Consider the following 19,314-nt stretch of genomic DNA (forward strand, 5'->3'; position numbering starts at 1 on the left):
GATTGTAACGAAATTCTCAGGATAACCCCAGGCTAGCCTCAGCCGGCCGCGCCACCAATAGCCAAGCATCGGCAAATTCTGCTAAAATTACGTTGAACCTTTTTTCCCCGCTGCAGACTCCTTCTCTAAGGGGATTTGTCGCCTGTGTACCGCCGCGCCAACCTTTCGCGGGTCTTCGTGCTTGTTGTCGCGCTGTTGCTTACGGCGGTCTCAACGGGCGCGCTTGCGCGCGAGTCTGGCGTCGCCGGTCCCTGGGGCGAGGTATGTCGTATCGACGGGTTCCAGTCCCGTCTGTCCGGCGCGGAAAACGGAACCCTCGAACGGACCCGCACCGGCGCACCCGATCTGAACCGTACCAACGTTGCATTGATCGGGACGATGGCGCCGCTATTGGTCGGGCCCCTTCGCAACATGGAGCGAATTTGACCGGCGCACCGCAACAGCCGCGAACATCGGAACGGCCGGCGACCTTCGCCGCGCGCGGCCGGTTTCACGTGGTCCAGTGGCTACGCGCGGTGCCGATCCGCTGGCGCATTCTGTCGATCGCAGCCTTGAACTCCGCCGTCGTCGTGGTGCTTGCGGTCCTGATCTGGAACGGCGCCAACGTCCTGGGTTCGGCCTGGGACGATGTCCGGCAGGTGCGGGAGTCCGACAAGATCCTGGCGCATCTGGAGAGCGAAACCAGCCGGCTGCAGAACCTGATCCATCGCTACATCAACCAGCCGAGCCCCGAGCTGTTCGCCGAGATCCTGCTGCTGCGCGAGGCTGTGCTCGGCACGCTCACCACGCGCGCATCGAACGACCGGATTCTTTCGGGATCGGTCGAGCGGCTCGAACAGGTCACCGACCGCTTCCTCAATGGCTTCGGCGAATTGCGCGCCGTACAGGCCACCATCACCAAGACCTATGAGCAGCAGGTGCTGGGACCGGCCAGGGAAATGGCCGGGCTCTATTCGATCATCGAGGGTGCCACTGGGCATCGCGACGCGCAGATCTGGCCGTCGCTTGGAAAATCGCGCGAAGCGTTTACGGCGCTATTGGTCGCCGCCAACGCCTATTACCTGTCGCCGGGCTCGGCCACCGCCGAAGACGCCCGAAGGAATACCGAGACGATCGAGAAGACCATCCCCGCGATGGCCGACCTCGCCGACAATGATCTGCAGCGCATGGCGCTGACGCGGCTGCAGGCCCGGACGGTGGCATTGCGCGAGGGCATGGCCAAACTGACCGAGCAACTCGCTGTCAGGACCGAGCTGTTGCGCAATACCATCGACGCCAGCCAGGCCGACGCCATCGCCGTCATCGACGAGTTGTCGGTCAAGATGCGCCAGCGCGAGCAAAAGGCGCAGGAGACATTCGATAAGACGTTGTCGGCCATCTCGCGCCGGGTGCTGTCGATCGCGGTGATGTTCCTCGGCATCATCCTGTCCGCCGGCGTGCTGATTGCGCTCTCGATCCGCCTGCCGCTGCAGCAGATCCTGGCGGCGATGCATGCGATCACGTCAGGCAATTACGATCGCCGCGTGCAGGGCACCACCGCCAAGGACGAGGTCGGCGCGATGGCGCGGGCGGTCGACGTCTTCCGCGAGAACGCCATCGCCAAGCGCAAGACCGAGGACGAGCTGCGCGCCTCGAAGGAGAGAGCCGAGAGCGCACTGCTCGAGCTCAACACCGCACAGCAGAACCTGATCGACGCCGAACGGCTGGCGGCGCTCGGCGGGCTGGTGGCCGGCGTCGCCCACGAGGTGAACAACCCGATCGGCATCAGCCTGACGGTGGCGTCGAGCTTTGCGCGGCGGGCTGATACGTTCGAGGCCGAATTGCGCAGCGGGCCGCTGCGGCGTTCCAAGCTTGACGACTTCGTCAAGAGCTCGCGCGATGCCGCAGGGCAATTGGTGGCGAACCTGCACCGCGCCGCCGAGCTGATCCAGTCGTTCAAGCAGGTGGCGGTGGACCGCTCGCATGCCGAGCGACGGCAATTCAACCTGAGCGAGGCCACCGACCAGATCGTCGCGAGCCTGCGGCCGGTGTTGAAGAAGGCCGCGATCACGCTGTCGGTCGACGTGCCGGAAGGGCTCGTCATCGACGGCTATCCCGGTTCCTACGGCCAGATATTAACCAATCTTTTCCTCAACGCCGCCAACCATGCCTTTGCCGACGGCCGCTCCGGCGCGATCTCGATCTCGGCGCGGGCGCGCGGCAGCGACGATGTCGAGATCATCTTTGCCGACAACGGGGCCGGAATGACGCCGGACGTGCAAAGGCAGGCATTCGACCCCTTCTTTACGACGCGCCGCAACGAAGGCGGCACCGGACTGGGCTTGCATATCGTCTATAATCTTGTCACTCAACAGCTCGGCGGCCGGATGATGCTGGAGTCAAGGCTGGGACAAGGCACCACATTCCGCATTATCATGCCTAAAGTCGCCAAGGGCGGATCCACGAGTACAGACCAGACAGCAGCCGACGGAACTTCGCAATGGCCGAACAGGACGATGTCCTCCACCTGATCGACGATACCGGGGCCGCTCCGGAGGACTCGTCCGCCCGCAAATGGAAGATCGCCGTCATCGACGACGATGCCGCCGTGCATGAGGGCACCCGCTTTGCGCTGAGCGACTACAGCCTCAACGGCGCGACGCTGGAAATCCTCTCCGCCTATTCCGCGGCCGAAGGCCGCACCTTGATGCGTGACAATCCCGACGTCGCCGCCGTGCTGCTTGATGTCATCATGGAGACCGACGTCGCGGGGCTCGAGCTCGTGGAATACATCCGCAACGAGATCAAGAACGAAACCGTGCGCATCATCCTGCGCACCGGCCAGCCGGGACAGGCGCCCGAGCGCCGCGTCATCGTCCAGTACGACATCAACGACTACAAGGCCAAGACCGAGCTGACGGCCGACAAGCTGTTCACCTCGCTTACCGCAGCGCTGCGCAGCTACCAGCAGCTCGAACGCATGGTGCAGACGCGCCGCGGGCTTGAAATCATCATCGATGCCGCCTCGACGCTCTACGACTTCAAATCGATGCAGCGGCTGGCCGAAGGCGTGCTGACCCAGCTTGCTTCGCTGCTCAATGTCGATTGCGCCGGCATCCTGGTGCTGCGCGACGACGGCGTCGCGGGGAGCGAATTCTCGGTGCTGGCCGGCTCGGGCTGCTACAGCCGCTTCATCGGAACCACCAGCTCCAAGGCACTCGACCCGGATTTGCGGCAGATGGTGGAAGCCGCCTTCCAGCGCCGCAAGAACGAATTCGCCGACCACCGCAGCGTGCTTTATTTGCGCACCGGCTCCGGCCGCGAGGTGGTGGTGCTGCTGCAGGCCGAGCGCCAATTGTCCGACACCGACCGCGCGCTGGTCGAGATTTTCTCCAGCCGGCTGTCGATCGCGTTCGACAACGTGATTCTTTACCGGCAACTGCACGAGGCCAACACCCAACTCGAAGACCGCGTCGCCCAGCGCACCCGCGCGCTGATGCAGGCCAACCGCAGGCTCTCGGCGCAATGGCTCAGGCTGCAGCGCGCCAACGGCTTCAAGAACGAAATTCTCGGCACCGTCGCGCATGATTTGAAGAATCCGCTCGGCGTGATCCTCGGCCGCACCGAGATGCTGACCGAATTGATCGGCGCCGGCTCGCCCAAGGAGAACGTCACCGCGCAGGTCGAGCACATCAGGGACGCCACCAAGCGCCTGACCACGATGGTCGACCATCTGATTTCGGATGCGATGGCAGACGCCTTCGACATCACCATCCGCCGCGAACCGGTCGATATCGCCGCCCTCGTGTCCGAGGTCACCGAATCTAACCTGCCTTCGGCCGTCAACAAGCAGCAGGCCATCACGGTGTCGGCGCCGCCTAACATCGTCACCATGTGCGACACCGACCGGATCCGCGAGGCGATTGACAACCTCGTCAGCAACGCCATCAAATATTCGCCGATCGGCGGCAAGATCATGGTGACCGTCACCCATGAGAGCGGCGACACGGTGATCCGGATCGCCGACCAGGGTGCCGGCCTTTCGCCGGAGGATCTCGGTCGGCTATTTGGGCGTTTTCAGCGTTTATCGGCCAAGCCGACGGCCGGGGAAAGTTCGACCGGCCTCGGCCTGTCGATCGTCAAACGTATCATCGACATGCATGGCGGCCATGTGACCGCGGAAAGCGCCGGCCCCGGACAGGGATCGACATTTACGGTTACACTGCCCGCGACAGAGACGACATGACCCAGAGCCCGCACATCTTCATCGTCGACGACGAGGCACCGGCCCGCGAGATGGTCGGCGATTACCTCAAGATGCACGGATTTGGCGTCACGCTGTGCGACGGCGGCAAGAGCCTGCGCAAGGAGATCGAGTCCAACACACCCGATCTCGTGGTGCTTGACCTCAACATGCCCGAGGAAGACGGGCTCTCGATCATCCGCGACCTCAAGAGCCGCATCAACGTCCCCGTCATCATGCTGACGGCGACCGCAAGCCCGATCGACCGCGTCGTAGGCCTCGAACTCGGCGCCGACGACTACATTGCAAAGCCCTGCGAGCTGCGCGAACTGATGGCGCGCATCCGCTCGGTGCTTCGCCGCAGCACGCCGGCGAAGACGGCTGCCGCGCCTGAGGCTGCGGCTGCAAAGGCGGAGAAGGAACAGCTGGTGCGGTTCGGCACCAAATGGCTCGACCTCGAAGCCCAGGCGCTGCGCGACGACGAAGGCAACGAGCATCCGCTGACGGCGTCCGAATTCGGCCTGTTGAAAGTGTTCGCGGCGAACCCGAAGCGCGTGCTGTCGCGCGAGCGGCTTTTGGAATTGGCCAATGCGCGCGACGCCGAAGCATTCGACCGCGCCGTCGACCTGCGCATCATGCGCATCCGCCGCAAGATCGAGATCGATCCGACCAAGCCCGCCGTGATCCGCACGATTCGTGGTGGCGGCTATCTATTCTCGCCGACCGGCGAGAAGAGCTAGGCCTTTCTTCGTCGTCCCTGCGAACGCAGGGACACATACTCCGCGGCGGTTATATTGACACGCTGTGGTAGACGTCATTTCCAGACAATAACGCCCTGTGGTTATGGGTCTCTGCTTTCGCAGGGACGACGATGGGATTGCGCCTGTGCGGAACAAATCCGCATCTGAAATCTTCCAATTTTCCGCATATTGAAAATACTGGCTTTTTTGGCCCGAATGTTTCGTGGCTGGCCTCGCCACGAAACAATTCTCTCCGGCACGAAACCATTTTCCCCTTGTGGAGCAGACATCCCGAAACCGAGCCTCATTAACAATCCTCCCAACGAACGCCGCAGGGCGTGGGGAATTGGGAGCCTGTCATGTCGAACGTCATCGCCATCAACGCCGCAGCCAAGAAGTCGATTGCCGCCGCCCGCGCGACATCCGACGAGATGCTGTTGCAGAGTATTGCCAAGGGCGACCGCACGTCGATGCATGTGCTTTACTCCCGTCATAACGTCCGGGTTTACCGCTTCGTGCTGCGCATGGTGCGCGACACCACCATGGCGGAAGACCTGGTCAGCCAGGTGTTTCTCGACGTGTGGCGGACCGCCGCCCAGTTCGAGGGTCGCTCGCAGGTTTCGACCTGGCTGCTGTCGATCGCCCGCTTCAAGGCGCTGACCGCGCTGCGCCAGCGCAAGCATGAGGACATCGAGCAGGAAGACGTGCTGGAGATCGCCGATGAGGCCGATACGCCGGAAGCCTCGCTCGACCGCAGCAACACCAGCGCGATCCTGCGCGCCTGCGTCGCCAAGCTGTCGCCCGCGCATCGCGAGATCATCAACCTGGTCTATTACCACGAGAAGTCGGTGGAAGAGGCCGGCGCGATCATCGGCATTCCCCAGAGCACGGTGAAGACCCGGATGTTCTATGCCCGCAAACAATTGGCCGAGTTGCTTAAGGGCGCCGGCGTCGACAGCCTCGCGGCATAAAACACCGCCATTTCAATGAGTTAGATCAGTATCGGGGATGAGAAAACGGGTCGGTTTCGACGGACAAAGATTACCTCCGGCGAAACAAATGAAACAAAACACGACATCACCCGGAAAAACTCACCCCCTATACCAGTCATCAACGCAACGCCAACGCCGAACAGGAGAGCGAATATGCTGAAGCCGTCCTTCCGCTTTTTCATCGTCCCGCTCGGCGCCGTCGCAACCCTGGCAACGCTTTCGGCTCAGAATGTTACGCCCCGCGCCCAGCGCGACAGCGGTTCGACGTTCGTGCGCGAACAGGTGGTGGATTGCGGCACCAAGAGTCCCAAGGAGGTCTGCGTGATCTCCTACGACAGCGAGACCCCCCGCTGAATTTCTCACGTCCCAAGTTCTAGCCTTCCAAGCTCTAAACCTCCCAAGTAACCTCCAACGACCCGGCCGGGATGCCCCCCAGCCGGGTCGCTCTGTATTTGGGGCTTCGACTTCGTGAGTGTGACACGAAAAAGACGCACGTCTGACCGCAAAAGTTCGATCGTGATTGGCCGGCACAATCTATTTGATCCGCACGTTTTGCCGCTTGACGTGACCACGCCGGTCGTGGTGCTTGCCGCCGGCGATGGATGCGGCAAACGAGAATGAGGTCAGGCTACGCAAGGGCACGTCGCTCAATGAGCGGCTGGTTCTCGCAGGCATTGCCGTGGTTTTGTGTTTGATCGCCCTCCCCGGCCTTGCTCACCTCGCAAACGACCATTGGCTTGGCATCGCCGCTCTGTTTGCATTGTTGTTCGGAAGCCTCCTGCTGGGCGCGGCCCTGCTAGATCGCAACGTCGTCTGGATCATTACCCCAGGCGCAATCCTGATCGGCGAACAGCGTCCATTCGGGAAGTTGCACCGAAGATTGATCAGGGATGACGAAATATCGGGGATGCGCCTCCGAAAGAGCATCGGCAAATCAGTGGAGTTCAGCCTCGTATTCGAGACCGAAGCGGGAGATACGCTCGCCTCACCTCCGCTGCCTGATATCACCCAGGTGCAAAAAACCACTTTGCAGATTGCCTGGCTGCTTCAGTTGCCTGCTCCCGAACTAGCCGAGAACCCGTTCGACGCCGCCAATCCCAGGATACGACTAGGTAAGCCGATCAGTTCCAAACGCGTCCGGGCATACAGGGCTCTTCTCGTGCTGCTCGCCTGCTCGCTGAGCCTTCCGTTCATCTATGCGCTCTGGAGCGGCAAACTATCCGCCCTTGGAATCGCCGTCTGGTCTCTCGGCGCGATCATGGCCTTCGTGCTGATCAGATATCTCTATCGGACCAGTGCATTCTGGATTGTCCACAACGGCGCCATCAGGTTTGAACGGCTGTCGTTAAGGGGTACGACAGAGGCGGACACGGTCGGCGGTGACGATGTCGAGCGCATCGATGTCGAAAGCGGCGGCCGAAGGGGCAGCCACTACGTCATCGCGATCCGGCTCCGCACCGGGAGAAAGATCCGCAGTCCAGTCCTGGTCGGCAAGGACCAGACCCGTGCGGTGCAGGCCGAGATCGTCCGAAGACTGGGACTGAATTCATCGGATGGACGATAGGCTTGCAGACCTGTTCTACGCGGCACGCAGGCATACACGCCGGTATAGTATGATCGTCGCATCGGGCGTGGTAAGATAGACGCGTGGTTCGGACGCAATTTTCGAAAACTGTAGTTCCGTTTTTGAAAATGTCGCGGCCCGACGAAACTGCGACAGGTGGTGCCGATGTTTGAAGGCTGGGATGCGGTCGTATTGGCCCGGGCGCAGTTTGCTTTCACGATGTCGTTCCACATCATATTCCCCGCCTTCTCGATCGGGCTTGCCAGTTATCTCGCCGTGCTCGAAGCGCTGTGGCTTTGGACCGGGCGCGAAGTCTTCATCAACCTGTTCAATTACTGGCTGAAGATCTTTGCGGTCGCCTTCGGCATGGGCGTGGTGTCGGGCATCGTGATGTCCTACCAGTTCGGCACCAACTGGTCGGCATTTTCCGACAAGGTCGGACCGGTGATCGGGCCGCTGATGGCCTATGAGGTTTTGACGGCATTCTTCCTCGAAGCCGGCTTCCTCGGCGTGATGCTGTTCGGGTTGAAACGCGTCGGTCCCAAACTGCATTTTATGGCGACGCTGATGGTCGCGATCGGCACGCTGATTTCGGCGTTCTGGATTCTCTCCGCCAATTCCTGGATGCAGACGCCGACCGGCCATGCCGTCAATGAGGCAGGACAGTTCGTTGCCGCCGACTGGCTGAAGGTGATCTTCAACCCGTCATTCCCCTACCGTCTCGTGCACATGGTGCTGGCGGCGTATCTGACCACGGCGCTGGTGGTCGGCGCGGTCGGCGCCTGGCATCTGTTGCGCGACCGCCACCTCGCCGGCCCCCGAGTGATGTTTTCGATGGCGATGTGGATGGCGACGCTGGTTGCGCCGATCCAGATCCTCGCCGGCGACCAGCACGGGCTCAACACGCTGGAGCATCAGCCGGTGAAGATCATGGCGATGGAAGGCCATTTCCACAGCCACAAGGACGGCGCGCCCTTGATCCTGTTCGGCCTGCCCAACCAGATGGCCGGCAGGGTCGACTATGCAATCGAAGTACCGAAGCTGGGCTCGCTGATCCTCAAGCACTCGCCTGACGCGCCGATGGCTGGTCTCGACACCGTGCCGCGCGAAAACTGGCCGCCGGTGGCCATCACGTTCTGGTCGTTCCGGATTATGGTCGGGATGGGATTGCTCATGCTGGCGCTCGGCCTATTCAGCCTGTTGATGCGCGTGCAAGGCAAGCTCTACGATTCCCGGCTGCTGCACATGTTTGCGGTCGCGATGGCTCCCGCGGGCTTCATCGCCGTGCTCGCGGGCTGGATCACCACCGAAGTCGGACGCCAGCCGTTCACGGTTTACGGACTGTTGCGGACGGTTGACTCCGCCTCGCCGCTGGCGGCGCCCGCGGTCGCCTCCTCGCTGATCGCCTTCATCATCGTCTATTTCGTCGTGTTCACAGCCGGCATGATCTACCTGTTCCGCCTGATGGCGGCCCCGCCGCATCCGGGCGAACAGGGGCCGTCGTCCGAGGCCCCGACCCGCACCGCCGGCATTACTCCCGCCGCGGGCGCCGTTGCCGAGGGAGCCGCCCAATGATTCCGATAGACCTCGCCATCGTCTGGGCCTTCATCATCGCCTTTGCCGTGTTCGTCTATGTCGTGATGGACGGCTTCGATCTCGGCCTCGGCATCCTGTTTCCGCTATTCCCCGAGAAACGGGATCGCGACGTCATCATGAACAGTGTCGCCCCGGTGTGGGACGGCAACGAAACCTGGCTGGTGCTCGGCGGCGGCGGCCTGATGGCCGCGTTCCCGCTGGCCTATGCCGTGCTGATGCCGGCGCTCTATACGCCGATGATCGTGATGCTGCTCGGCCTCGTGTTCCGCGGCGTCGCCTTCGAATTCCGCTGGCGCACGACCAAGGAACGCAACAAGTGGGACATCGCGTTTTTCGGCGGATCGATCCTGGCGACGCTGGCGCAAGGCATCGCGCTCGGCGCTATCCTGCAGGGCGTGCATGTCGAGGGACGGCACTACGCCGGCGGCTGGTGGGACTGGCTGACGCCGTTCAGCATTCTGACCGGCGTGTCGCTGGTGATCGGCTATGCGCTGCTCGGCGCGACATGGCTGGTGATGAAGACCGAAGGCGAATTGCGTGACCGCGCCTATCATCTGAGCTGGATATTCCTGCTGGCGATGTTGGGTGCCATCGGCGCGGTCAGCATCGCAACGCCGTTCCTCCATGTGCAGTACACGCACCGCTGGTTCGCCTGGCCTAATATCCTCTTTACCGCGCCGGTGCCGATCGCGGTGGCCGCAGTCACCGTATTGCTGCTGCGCAGTCTCGCCAACAAATATGACTACCAGCCGTTCTTCCTGACGCTGGCGTTGTTCACCCTGTCCTATGCCGGGCTTGGCATCAGCATGTATCCCTACATCGTGCCGCAGAGCATCACGATCTGGCAGGCGGCGGCGCCCGCGAACAGCCAGATCTTCATGCTGTTCGGCGTCGCCGGGCTGATACCACTGATCCTCGGCTATACCGCCTGGGCCTATTGGGTATTTCGCGGCAAGGTCAAACCCGAGAGCGGCTACCATTGACCCAGATCAAGCCAAGCCAGCGTCCTCTCTCGCATCGTCTGCTCTGGTTCGCCGCGCTCTGGCTTGGCGGCGTCGGCACCGTGACGCTGATCTCGTTTTGCCTGCGGCTGTGGATCGCGCCGAAATAAGGCGGCCCGAGGTCCCATGAATATGGCGACCTACGGAAATTCAAGATATTTCAGTGGGATGTCCGTTGCATTCGCTCTAAACTTGCCATCAAGCTAGCCCTGAGATTTGATGGTTTCGATGATTTGGCCAACGCGGCCGCTAGGAGAATTCTGCGCGATGACAAAATTTCGGCACCTGATCTGGATGCTGATCGCTACTAGCGGTCTGATCCTCTCGGCCTCGCAGAGCCAGGCACAGTTGCGCCAGCCCGATGTCGGCGACCAGCCCGGGCTGCTTCCCGACGAATCCGTCGAACTCGATCCGCAGTTCAGGAAGACGGCGGTGTTCTACCGCACCAACGAAGCGCCGGGCACCATCATCGTGGTCACGGCCGAGCGGCATCTCTATCTGATCCAGGGCAACGGCCGTGCGCTGCGCTACGGCATCGGCGTCGGCCGCGAGGGATTCCAGTGGCAAGGCCTCGTGAACATCACGCGCAAGGCGGAGTGGCCGGACTGGACGCCGCCGCCGGAGATGATCGCGCGCCAGCCCTATCTGCCGCGCTTCATGGCGGGCGGCCCCGGCAATCCCCTCGGTGCACGCGCGATGTATCTCGGCACCACCGTTTACCGCATTCACGGCACCAACCGGCCCGACACGATCGGCACCGCCGTGTCTTCGGGCTGCTTCCGGCTCGTCAACGCCGACGTCACTGATCTCTATGAGCGTGTGCCTGTCGGCACCAAGGTGATTATCCGGCAGAAGCCCGAGCTCTAATTCCTCCGCTGTCTCTCCAGACGATCCATTTCCTCCCTGAAAATTGGCGAGTTGAACAATGCTACGGACATTTCGAGGCGGCCTGCTCATCGGGCTGGCGGTCGCAATCGCGGTCGCGGCCGCTGCAATCACGTATGAGCGTTACGACACCAAGACGCTGAAGCGGACGATCAAGCGCGGCGAAGTGCTGTGCGGCGTCAACAAGGGCCTGCCCGGCTTCTCGATCCCCGACGACAAGGGCGACTGGACCGGCTTCGACGTCGATTTCTGCCGCGCGGTGGCCGCGGCAATCTTCGACGATCCCAAGAAGGCGAAATTCATGCCGCTCGACGCCAGCGAGCGCTTCAAGGAGCTGCAGAGCCGCAAGGTCGACATCCTCGCGCGCAACACGACCTGGAGCATGTCGCGCGAGAGCAACTACGCGCTCTATTTCCCGGCGGTCGCCTATTATGACGGCCAGGGCTTCATGCTGCCGCGCTCGCGCAACATCGATTCCGCGCTGGACCTCAACAACAGCAAGGTCTGCGTGCAGGAAGGGACGACGACGGTGCTCAACGTCGCCGACCATTTCCGCGCCAACAACATGAAATATACGGAAATGAAGTTTCCCAAGCTGGAAGACGTTCTCAAGGCCTATGAAGGCGGCAAGTGCGACACCTTCACCGCCGACGTCTCGCAGCTCTACGCGCTCCGCCTGAACCTGATCCAGCCGAGCGACCACGTCATCCTGCCCGACGTCATTTCCAAGGAGCCGCTCGCCCCCGTGGTGCGCCAACGCGACGACGACTGGATGATGATCGTGAAGTGGACGCTGTATGCGATGATCAATGCCGAGGAGCTCGGCATCACCTCGAAGAACATCGACGAGGCACTGAAGTCGAAGAAGCCCGACGTGATGCGGCTGGTCGGCACTGAAGGCGCCTATGGCGAAGATCTCGGCCTCCCCAAGGACTGGGCCGCCCGCATCATCCGCCATGTCGGCAATTACGGCGAGGTCTACGAGCGCAATGTCGGCGAAGGATCGAAACTGAAGATCCCGCGCGGCCTGAATTCGCTGTGGAGCAACGGCGGCATCCAATACGCGCCACCGATCAGGTGACGGCCTTCTAGGCCGTCATTCCGGGATGGTCCGAAGGACCAGACCCGGAATCTCGAGATTCCGGGTTCGTGCTTCGCACGCCCCGGAATGACAGCATCGTCCTCAATAACTCTTCATCCGCGCCAACTGGTCGGCGTGGTAGTTGCTGTCGCCGAACAATTCCTGGCAGACCCGCGCGCGCTTCATGAAGAAGCCGATGTCGAACTGGTCGGTCATGCCCATGCCGCCGTGCATCTGCACCCCCTCCTGCACCGCGAGCGTCGCGGTTGTCCCCGCGCGCGCCTTGGCGACTGCGACCGCCGCACCCGCGCGATCGAAATCGCCGTCGAGCGTCTGCAGCGCCTTCAGCACGGCCGCACGGGTGATCTCGATGTCGATATAGAGCTGGGCGGCGCGGTGCTGCAGTGCCTGGAATTCGCCGATCAATTTGCCGAACTGCTTGCGCTCCTTCAGATAGGTGACGGTGCGGCCGAATACCTCTTCGCTTAGGCCCACCATTTCGGAAGCGACCGCGCCCCGGCCGATGTTGAGCACGCCTTCGAGTAGCTGATAGCCCTGATCGATCTCGCCGAGCACCTGATCGGCATCAACCTCGACATTGCTGAACTCGATTCTGGCGGCGTTGTGCGCATCGACCATCACCGTGCGCTCGATCGCGATACCCTTGGCCTTGGGATCGACCAGGAACAGCGTCAGCCCGTTGCGCTCACCGGCAGCGCCGCCGGTTCGGCCCGCGACGATCAGGAGATCGGCGGTATGGCCGTCGATCACCAGCGCCTTGGCGCCGCTGAGCTTGAATCCATTGCCGGAGCGCATCGCCTGCAGCTTGGTCTGCAGCGGGCGATGCTTTGTTCCTTCATCGATCGCGAGCGCGGCCAGGAGCGAACCGTCGGCGATGTCAGGCAGATGCGCCGATTTCTGCGCCTCGCTACCGCCGTGTGAAAGCGCTGATACGGCGAGCACCGCGGTCGACAGGAACGGTGACGGCATCAAGGTGCGGCCGATTTCCTCCATCACCACGCCGGCCTCGACATAGCCGAGCCCGCTGCCGCCAAAATTTTCCGGCACCAGTAATCCGGAAAAACCCATCTCGGCGAACGCCTTCCAGAGGTCGCGGGAGAATCCCGTGGCGTCCTTGCTGTCGCGCAACTGGCGCAGATGCGACACCGGCGCCTTGTCGCTGATAAGGCCGCGCGCGCTGTCGCGCAGCATGGATTGTTCTTCGGTGAGGACGAGTGGCATTTTTTTTCAATCCGACCTAGCTGTACGAAATAGTTTAGGGTTCGTCGTTCCGGGGCGGCGCGAAGCGGCGAACCCGGAACCTCGAGATTCCGGGTTCACGCTTCGCGTGCCCCGGAATGACGGTATCAATAGCGGCTCACGCCCCCGGCAGATCGAGGATGCGCTTGGCGACGATGCCGAGCATCACCTCCGATGTGCCGCCTTCGATCGAGTTGGCCTTGGTGCGCAGCCATGCGCGCGGGCGGGCGCCGCCTCGGGAGCGGTCGCTTTCCCATTCCAGCGCGTCGATGCCGCCGGCCGACATCAGGATTTCGTGGCGACGCTTGTTGAGCTCGGTGCCGTAATATTTCATCGCCGAGGAAAACGCCGGATGCGACTGCCCGGCTTTCGCCAGATCGATCGCGCGCTCGGCCACGGCGGCGAATGCCGCCTCGTCGATGTCGAACGCAGCGATCTGACCGCGCAGCATCGCATCATCGAGCCGGCCGGAATCATCGCTACCGACGGAATCGGCGGCGACTTGTCCGAGCGGACGGCCAACGCCGCGCTCTCCCGTGCCTGAGATCATCGCGCGCTCGTGCTGCAGCAGGTATTTCGCGACATCCCAGCCACGGTTGACGGTACCGACCACATGCGACTTCGGCACGCGCACATTGTCGAAGAAGGTTTCGCAGAACGGCGAATAACCGGAGATCAGGAGAATTGGCTTGGTCGACACGCCCTTCGAGGCCATGTCGAACAGGATAAAACTGATGCCGTCGTGCTTCTTCGCCGTGGGATCGGTGCGCACCAGGCAGAAGATCCAGTCGGCGTAGTTGGCATACGACGTCCAGATCTTCTGGCCGTTGATGATGTAGTCGTCGCCATCGCTCTCGGCGCGGGTCTGCAGTGAGGCGAGGTCCGATCCGGCGTTCGGCTCGGAATAGCCTTGGCACCAGCGGATCAGGCCGGCGGCGATTTTTGGCAAATGCTCTTTCTTCTGTGCCTCGTTGCCGTACTTCAACAGCGCAGGCCCAAGCATCCAAATGCCAAAGCTCGACAGCGGGGAGCGCGCGCCCATCGCCGCCATCTCCTCGCGCAGCACCTTGTGCTCGGCGCGATCGAGCCCGCCGCCGCCATACTCCTTCGGCCAGTCCGGCACGGTCCAGCCCTTGTCGCGCATCCGCTCGAACCAGACGCGCTGCGGCTCGGACGAGAATTTTGCGTTGCGCCCGCCCCAATAGGTGTCGTTCTCCGAAGTCATCGGACGGCGCATTTCCGGCGGGCAATTGGCCTCCAGCCAGGTGCGGGTTTCACGGCGGAATGTTTCCAGATCGGACATATCAGGCGTTTCCATGTGGGATGTTGGAGGTGACCTTAGCCGTCACATCGCGGAATTCAATATATGTCTGACGTCAGCCCATGCAGCGCTGACGGTGGTCACAATGCCCGATCAGGTGTATTCGCAGAGCCGTAACGCTTGAAAAACAAGAGGAAACGGGCATGCGGTTGAAGTTGCTTTCGCCTGGCGAAATGAATGCCGACCAGAAAGAAACCTACGACGAGGCGATATCAGGCAAGCGCGGCGCCCCGCCGGCGCCGATGATGGCCTGGCTCAACAGCCCGGAGATGGCGCGACATGCCACGCGGCTCGGCGAGCAGCTTCGTTTCAACACGATGTTTCCCGCAAAATTGTCCGAGATCGCGATCCTTGTGACCGCGCGGCACTGGACCTCGCATTACGAATGGTTTGCGCACAAGCGGCTGGCGCTGAAGGGCGGCATGGATCCGAAGATCATCGAGGATATCAGAGACCGCCGCACGCCAACCTTCGACGACCCCAAGGGCAAGATGATCTACGACCTCGCCAAGTCGCTGCATGAAGGCAAAGGCGTGTCGCAGGCGCTGTACGATGAAGCGGTCAAGGTACTCACCGAACGCGGCATCGTCGAAGTGATCGGACTGTGCGGTTACTACACGATGGTGTCGATGACGCTGAACACGTTTGAGTTCGGACTGCCGGATGGCGAGGTATCTGATCTTGCGTGATCTCTCCCTCTCCCCGTTCTTCACGGGGTCGAGACGAGCGAAGCTCGCTCTTGGAGGGTCGGGGTGAGGGGCTCCCTCCGCGAAACGTGACCTGACGATAGACCTGTACCCCCTCACCCGGATTTTCCGCTTCGCGTAAAGTCCGACCTCTCCCCGCAAGCGGGGCGAGGTTAAGAAGCAAAGCGGAAAGAACGCATGCCACAGAACCCACCCATCATCGCAGGCACCCGGATCGGGCACGTCCATCTCAAGGTCGCCGATCTCGAGCGTGCGCTTGGCTTCTATTGCGGCGTACTCGGCTTCGAGGTGATGCAGCGGATGGGCTCCGGCGCGGCGTTCATTTCGGCCGGCGGCTATCACCATCACATCGGCCTCAACACCTGGGAAAGCAAGGGCGGCCACCCGCCTGCACCCGGCACCACCGGACTGTTTCACACCGCCATTCTCTATCCCTCGCGCCCGGCGCTGGCGGATGCACTGTATCGCGTGATCCAGGCCGGCATCGAACTCGATGGCGCCAGCGACCACGGCGTCAGCGAGGCGCTCTATTTGCGCGATCCCGATCAAAACGGCGTCGAGCTCTATCGCGACCGGCCGAAGGAAGAATGGCCGCGCGCGGCCGATGGATCGCTCGCGATGTTTACGAAGCGGCTGGATCTGGAGGATCTGCTGCGGCAGCGGGAGGCGTAAGCTCCGTCGTCTTTGCCTGCGACAAACGCGAAGCGTTTGCGCAAGGGAGCGAAGCGACGAAGCAATCCATACTTCCCGCGACGGAAGCATGGATTGCTTCGCTACGCTCGCAACGACGGGGTTTTACCACGCACCATAATCAGCACCGCGGCCACCAACTCGACGCCGATGCAGGCATAAAACGGCAGCGTATAACTTCCCGACAGATCGCGCAGCAACCCCACCACGCCTGGCCCGAACGCGTAGGTGATCTGGTTGATCGCCGTGATCAGACTGATCAGCACGCCGAACGAGCGCGGGTCGAACTCGCGTTGCACGATCAGCGCCGGCAGCGTGATCAGATTGCCGACCGAGAAGCCGAATAGCGCGCAGGCGGCGATCAACGCATAATCATTATGGACGTTGATGACGATGACCAGCGCGACCGCCTGGCTGACAAAGGAGAGCGAGGACGCCAGCCGCTGGTTCATCCGGTCGATCACGAAGGAAAACAGCACGCGGCCGACCACCGCCATCGCGGTCAACAGCGCCATCGCAATCGCTGCCTGCTGCCGCCCGATCACCGAATCCAGAAAGGCGATCAGGTGCACGATGAAGCCGACCTGCGCGAACAGCACCAGCGCAAACGCGATCGAGACCGAGAAGAAACCGATATCGCGAAACGCCCGCGCGCGAATTTGCGTCGGCGACGGCGCGTCCGCGGCATCGACCGCGCCCGCACTCAGATGGAGCGGCGGCCGTCCGACCAGCAGCAGGATCACCGGAACCATCAGCGCGACCATCACCACGGCCGAGACGGTCATCGCGCCGGAAAAGCCGAAATAGCCGATCGCGGTCACCAGCAGCGGCACGCCGACGATGCCGCCAAAACTCGCGCCGTTCAGCGCCAGGCTGATCGCCATGCCGCGCTTGTCGTCGAACCACAGCCCGAGTGTCGTGGTGATGATGGCAAGGCTTGTCCCCGCCCAGCCGAACGCCAGCACGCCATTCGCAAGGAAAAGCTGCCAGGGTTCCCTGACCTGACCGATCGATATCGCCGCCGCAGCCATTGCGAACGTCCCTGCGATCAGGCAATTGCGCGGACCGAACGCCTTGATGGCCTCGCTGACGAAGGCGACCAGCGCTGCGCCGAACAGATAGAAGAACGTGGTGCCGGACGAGATCAGCGACGCCGGCCAGCCGTGCAGCCGCTGCAATTCCGCGACATAGACGCTCTGGCCGTAGAAGCCGAGCCCCCAGCCGAACGTCGCCAGCAGGAAACAGACGACGACGATGCGCCAGCCGTCGTAGCGGATCGAGGTTTCATCGCGAGACGTGTAGTTAAGCGCGTCCAAAATGGTTCTTCTTGTGTTGTCTCGCTCCGTCATGGCCGGGCTTGTCCCGGCCATCCACGTCTTGATGTCCATCAGCAAATAAAGACGTGGATGCCCCGGACAAGCCCGGGCATGACGATAACTAGCAGAGTCAGAAGGGCCATCGATTCGACCGACGCCGAACTGTCAGCAGATGGCAACTAGGCGGCCGGCTTCGACGGATCGTAGAAGAACCGCTCGCGCCAGACCTTGTCGCCGCGCCATTCCTGCAGCGCGACCTCGTCGAACCGTCCGGTCTTGCCGGATTGGAACACGAACTCGAACACCCAGTGGATCGCGACACGATCGCCCTCGACGATCGAGGTCACGCAGGTCGAGGTCACGCTCTTGACCCGCTCCAGCACCGCGCGCTCGTGCGCCACCAGGACGTCGCGGCCGACCCGCGGCGGCGCCTCGTTCTCCTGCATGCTGGCGTCCTCGGTGTAGAAGCGCTCGATCGCCCCGGCATGATCGCCGGAGACGACGGCTGCAATGAACTCATCAAGACGGGCACGCGTCGGCATGAGAGGCCTCCGGTAATTGAGTGAGAACTAAATACCCGGATCGGGAATTTCGTCCACTGGTCGCAATTTAGCCCGCCGCTTGGCAAATGACGCAAGAGCCAGGACGGCAAGGCCGAGCAGCACCGGCGGGAACACCACCATGTTGACCATGGACCAGCCGTAATGCGCCAGCAACTGGCCGGACGAGAACGACCCCAGCGCCATCATCCCGAATACCAGGAAATCATTGAAGGCCTGCACCTTGTTGCGTTCCTGCGGCCGATGCGTTTCCAGCACCAGCGCCGACGCCCCGATAAACGCAAAGTTCCAGCCGATGCCGAGCACGATCAGCGTCGCCCAGAAATGCATCGCGGTGATGCCGGCAAGGCCGATGCCCGCCGCCGCCGCTTCCAGCAGCAGGCCGACCGCCACGATGGCCGGCGCGCCGAAGCGCGCGATCAGCGAGCCTGTGAAGAAGCTCGGCCCGTACATCGCCACGATATGCCACTGAATGCCGAAATTGGAATCGCTGACGGTGAGCCCGCACATCTTCATGGCGAGCGGCGCCGAGGTCATCACGAGGTTCATCATGGGATAGGCAATCACCCCGCACAGGGCAGCGGCGATGAAGCGCGGCTGCCGCGCGATCTCGAATAGCGGCCTTCCGCCATGCATATCCGATGGCGCCGGTTTCGGCGCATCGACACCGGACAGCACCGCCATCGCCACCAGCGCGACAAACGCCTGCATCACGAAGCTGAAGGCAAACAGATAAGGCGGCCAGATATCCATGGTCCACTGCACAAGCTGCGGGCCAAGCACACCAGCGAATACGCCGCCCGCCATCACCCAGGACAAGGCTTTGGGACGGAACGCAACGCTGGCGCCGTCGGCGGCGGCAAAGCGATAGGACTGCGCCACCGCGCCATAGAGCCCGCCGAGAAAAGTCGCAAAGCAGAACAGCCAGAACGACCCGTGCAGGATCGCGACCGCGCCGAGCGCGCCGGTCAGAACGCCGCAGAAGGTGCCGATGATGAACGCGACACGGCGGCCATAGGCGCGCGAGATCGCACCTGTCGGCAGCGTACCGGCGGCAAGGCCCAGCACATACATCGAGAGCGGCACGGTGGCGAGCGAAATGGACGGCGCCAGCGTCGCGCCAACGATCGAGCCGGTGGCGAAGATGACCGCCGAATTGGCGCCGGTCAGCGCCTGCGCCGCGGCGAGCCGCAGCACGTTGACGCGCGCGCGTGCGTCATTGGCGATCTCTTCGGCAGCAGTCGTATCCAGCATCGGCCTTCCCGCCCGGCGCCCCGGGCAGGGAGCCTCATTGATTTGCGCGGCACTATGAAGACGTGAAGGGATGCGATCAACCGGCGCAAACGGGCGCGCGCTATGCGAAGCGCGCACATTGGACA

At 62.5% G+C, this 19,314-nt stretch carries 19 protein-coding genes; 14 read left to right on the forward strand and 5 right to left on the reverse strand.

The features are described from left to right. Nucleotides 1-144: 144 nt before the first annotated feature. The 12 genes from AC0QUY_RS15360 (at nucleotide 145) to AC0QUY_RS15415 (ending at nucleotide 12,081) form a co-directional block, all read left to right on the forward strand. Nucleotides 145-426, forward strand: a complete 282-nt coding sequence (locus tag AC0QUY_RS15360) for a hypothetical protein (RefSeq protein WP_475387448.1) — start codon at nucleotides 145-147, stop codon at nucleotides 424-426. Nucleotides 427-515: 89 nt separating this feature from the next. Continuing rightward, on the forward strand, nucleotides 516-2,510 hold the full coding sequence (locus AC0QUY_RS15365) for a sensor histidine kinase (protein ID WP_161856276.1): 1,995 nt from the start codon (nucleotides 516-518) through the stop codon (nucleotides 2,508-2,510). Continuing rightward, entirely contained in the window at nucleotides 2,480-4,225 is a 1,746-nt protein-coding gene (locus AC0QUY_RS15370) for an ATP-binding response regulator (protein WP_161850606.1), read from the forward strand. The genes AC0QUY_RS15365 and AC0QUY_RS15370 overlap by 31 nt, the downstream gene beginning before the upstream one ends. After that, nucleotides 4,222-4,962 carry a response regulator gene (locus AC0QUY_RS15375; RefSeq protein ID WP_475387449.1) on the forward strand — a complete coding sequence of 247 codons (741 nt, stop codon included), beginning with the start codon at nucleotides 4,222-4,224 and terminating at the stop codon, nucleotides 4,960-4,962. The genes AC0QUY_RS15370 and AC0QUY_RS15375 overlap by 4 nt, the downstream gene beginning before the upstream one ends. A 359-nt stretch (nucleotides 4,963-5,321) precedes the next feature. Then, entirely contained in the window at nucleotides 5,322-5,933 is a 612-nt protein-coding gene (locus tag AC0QUY_RS15380) for a sigma-70 family RNA polymerase sigma factor (protein ID WP_161850608.1), read from the forward strand. A 174-nt stretch (nucleotides 5,934-6,107) separates the two neighbouring features. After that, entirely contained in the window at nucleotides 6,108-6,308 is a 201-nt protein-coding gene (locus AC0QUY_RS15385) for a hypothetical protein (protein WP_475387450.1), read from the forward strand. Between the two features lie 232 nt (nucleotides 6,309-6,540). Then, the gene (locus AC0QUY_RS15390) at nucleotides 6,541-7,518 is read left to right on the forward strand and encodes a hypothetical protein (protein WP_475387451.1); all 978 of its coding nucleotides are present in this window, start codon (nucleotides 6,541-6,543) and stop codon (nucleotides 7,516-7,518) included. A 165-nt stretch (nucleotides 7,519-7,683) separates the two neighbouring features. After that, entirely contained in the window at nucleotides 7,684-9,093 is a 1,410-nt protein-coding gene (locus AC0QUY_RS15395; protein WP_475387452.1) for a cytochrome ubiquinol oxidase subunit I, read from the forward strand. Beyond that, nucleotides 9,090-10,097, forward strand: a complete 1,008-nt coding sequence (gene cydB / locus AC0QUY_RS15400; protein ID WP_161850613.1) for a cytochrome d ubiquinol oxidase subunit II — start codon at nucleotides 9,090-9,092, stop codon at nucleotides 10,095-10,097. Before AC0QUY_RS15395 ends, cydB begins: the two co-directional genes overlap by 4 nt. Then, the gene (locus tag AC0QUY_RS15405; protein ID WP_161850614.1) at nucleotides 10,094-10,225 is read left to right on the forward strand and encodes a DUF2474 domain-containing protein; all 132 of its coding nucleotides are present in this window, start codon (nucleotides 10,094-10,096) and stop codon (nucleotides 10,223-10,225) included. Before cydB ends, AC0QUY_RS15405 begins: the two co-directional genes overlap by 4 nt. 157 nt (nucleotides 10,226-10,382) lie before the next feature. Next, entirely contained in the window at nucleotides 10,383-10,982 is a 600-nt protein-coding gene (locus AC0QUY_RS15410; protein ID WP_475387453.1) for a L,D-transpeptidase, read from the forward strand. Nucleotides 10,983-11,040: 58 nt separating this feature from the next. Next, a complete protein-coding gene (locus tag AC0QUY_RS15415) occupies nucleotides 11,041-12,081 on the forward strand; it encodes an amino acid ABC transporter substrate-binding protein (protein ID WP_161850616.1) in 1,041 nt (346 codons plus the stop codon). A 102-nt stretch (nucleotides 12,082-12,183) separates the two neighbouring features. Here AC0QUY_RS15415 and AC0QUY_RS15420 read toward each other — a convergent pair whose 3' ends face one another. Continuing rightward, nucleotides 12,184-13,323 carry an acyl-CoA dehydrogenase family protein gene (locus AC0QUY_RS15420; RefSeq protein ID WP_475387454.1) on the reverse strand — a complete coding sequence of 380 codons (1,140 nt, stop codon included), beginning with the start codon at nucleotides 13,321-13,323 and terminating at the stop codon, nucleotides 12,184-12,186. Nucleotides 13,324-13,459: 136 nt separating this feature from the next. Continuing rightward, entirely contained in the window at nucleotides 13,460-14,644 is a 1,185-nt protein-coding gene (locus tag AC0QUY_RS15425; RefSeq protein WP_475387455.1) for an acyl-CoA dehydrogenase family protein, read from the reverse strand. 161 nt (nucleotides 14,645-14,805) lie between these two features. Here AC0QUY_RS15425 and AC0QUY_RS15430 point away from each other — a divergent pair, with 161 nt between their 5' ends. After that, entirely contained in the window at nucleotides 14,806-15,351 is a 546-nt protein-coding gene (locus AC0QUY_RS15430) for a carboxymuconolactone decarboxylase family protein (protein WP_475387456.1), read from the forward strand. A 195-nt stretch (nucleotides 15,352-15,546) separates the two neighbouring features. Further along, nucleotides 15,547-16,041, forward strand: a complete 495-nt coding sequence (locus AC0QUY_RS15435; protein ID WP_475387457.1) for a VOC family protein — start codon at nucleotides 15,547-15,549, stop codon at nucleotides 16,039-16,041. Between the two features lie 101 nt (nucleotides 16,042-16,142). Here AC0QUY_RS15435 and AC0QUY_RS15440 read toward each other — a convergent pair whose 3' ends face one another. The 3 genes from AC0QUY_RS15440 to AC0QUY_RS15450 all read right to left on the reverse strand — a co-directional run bounded on the left by AC0QUY_RS15440 (nucleotide 16,143) and on the right by AC0QUY_RS15450 (nucleotide 19,189). Beyond that, nucleotides 16,143-17,408: an MFS transporter gene (locus AC0QUY_RS15440; protein ID WP_475387458.1), complete on the reverse strand. Its 1,266-nt coding sequence runs from the start codon at nucleotides 17,406-17,408 to the stop codon at nucleotides 16,143-16,145. A 146-nt stretch (nucleotides 17,409-17,554) separates the two neighbouring features. Then, nucleotides 17,555-17,917: a nuclear transport factor 2 family protein gene (locus tag AC0QUY_RS15445; protein ID WP_161850622.1), complete on the reverse strand. Its 363-nt coding sequence runs from the start codon at nucleotides 17,915-17,917 to the stop codon at nucleotides 17,555-17,557. A 27-nt stretch (nucleotides 17,918-17,944) separates the two neighbouring features. Continuing rightward, nucleotides 17,945-19,189: an MFS transporter gene (locus AC0QUY_RS15450; protein ID WP_475387459.1), complete on the reverse strand. Its 1,245-nt coding sequence runs from the start codon at nucleotides 19,187-19,189 to the stop codon at nucleotides 17,945-17,947. Nucleotides 19,190-19,314 lie beyond the last annotated feature (125 nt).

It is taken from the genome of Bradyrhizobium sp. WYCCWR15520, assembly GCF_056174665.1.

Bases quoted from the DNA above. Each gene is read 5' to 3' on its own strand.
- AC0QUY_RS15370 (WP_161850606.1), top strand. From the start codon at position 2,480: ATGGCCGAACAGGACGATGTCCTCCACCTGATCGACGATACCGGGGCC.
- AC0QUY_RS15375 (WP_475387449.1), top strand. From the start codon at position 4,222: ATGACCCAGAGCCCGCACATCTTCATCGTCGACGACGAGGCACCGGCC.
- AC0QUY_RS15380 (WP_161850608.1), top strand. From the start codon at position 5,322: ATGTCGAACGTCATCGCCATCAACGCCGCAGCCAAGAAGTCGATTGCC.
- AC0QUY_RS15385 (WP_475387450.1), top strand. From the start codon at position 6,108: ATGCTGAAGCCGTCCTTCCGCTTTTTCATCGTCCCGCTCGGCGCCGTC.
- AC0QUY_RS15395 (WP_475387452.1), top strand. From the start codon at position 7,684: ATGTTTGAAGGCTGGGATGCGGTCGTATTGGCCCGGGCGCAGTTTGCT.
- cydB (WP_161850613.1), top strand. From the start codon at position 9,090: ATGATTCCGATAGACCTCGCCATCGTCTGGGCCTTCATCATCGCCTTT.
- AC0QUY_RS15410 (WP_475387453.1), top strand. From the start codon at position 10,383: ATGACAAAATTTCGGCACCTGATCTGGATGCTGATCGCTACTAGCGGT.
- AC0QUY_RS15415 (WP_161850616.1), top strand. From the start codon at position 11,041: ATGCTACGGACATTTCGAGGCGGCCTGCTCATCGGGCTGGCGGTCGCA.
- AC0QUY_RS15420 (WP_475387454.1), bottom strand. From the start codon at position 13,323: ATGCCACTCGTCCTCACCGAAGAACAATCCATGCTGCGCGACAGCGCG.
- AC0QUY_RS15425 (WP_475387455.1), bottom strand. From the start codon at position 14,644: ATGTCCGATCTGGAAACATTCCGCCGTGAAACCCGCACCTGGCTGGAG.
- AC0QUY_RS15430 (WP_475387456.1), top strand. From the start codon at position 14,806: ATGCGGTTGAAGTTGCTTTCGCCTGGCGAAATGAATGCCGACCAGAAA.
- AC0QUY_RS15435 (WP_475387457.1), top strand. From the start codon at position 15,547: ATGCCACAGAACCCACCCATCATCGCAGGCACCCGGATCGGGCACGTC.
- AC0QUY_RS15440 (WP_475387458.1), bottom strand. From the start codon at position 17,408: ATGACGGAGCGAGACAACACAAGAAGAACCATTTTGGACGCGCTTAAC.
- AC0QUY_RS15445 (WP_161850622.1), bottom strand. From the start codon at position 17,917: ATGCCGACGCGTGCCCGTCTTGATGAGTTCATTGCAGCCGTCGTCTCC.
- AC0QUY_RS15450 (WP_475387459.1), bottom strand. From the start codon at position 19,189: ATGCTGGATACGACTGCTGCCGAAGAGATCGCCAATGACGCACGCGCG.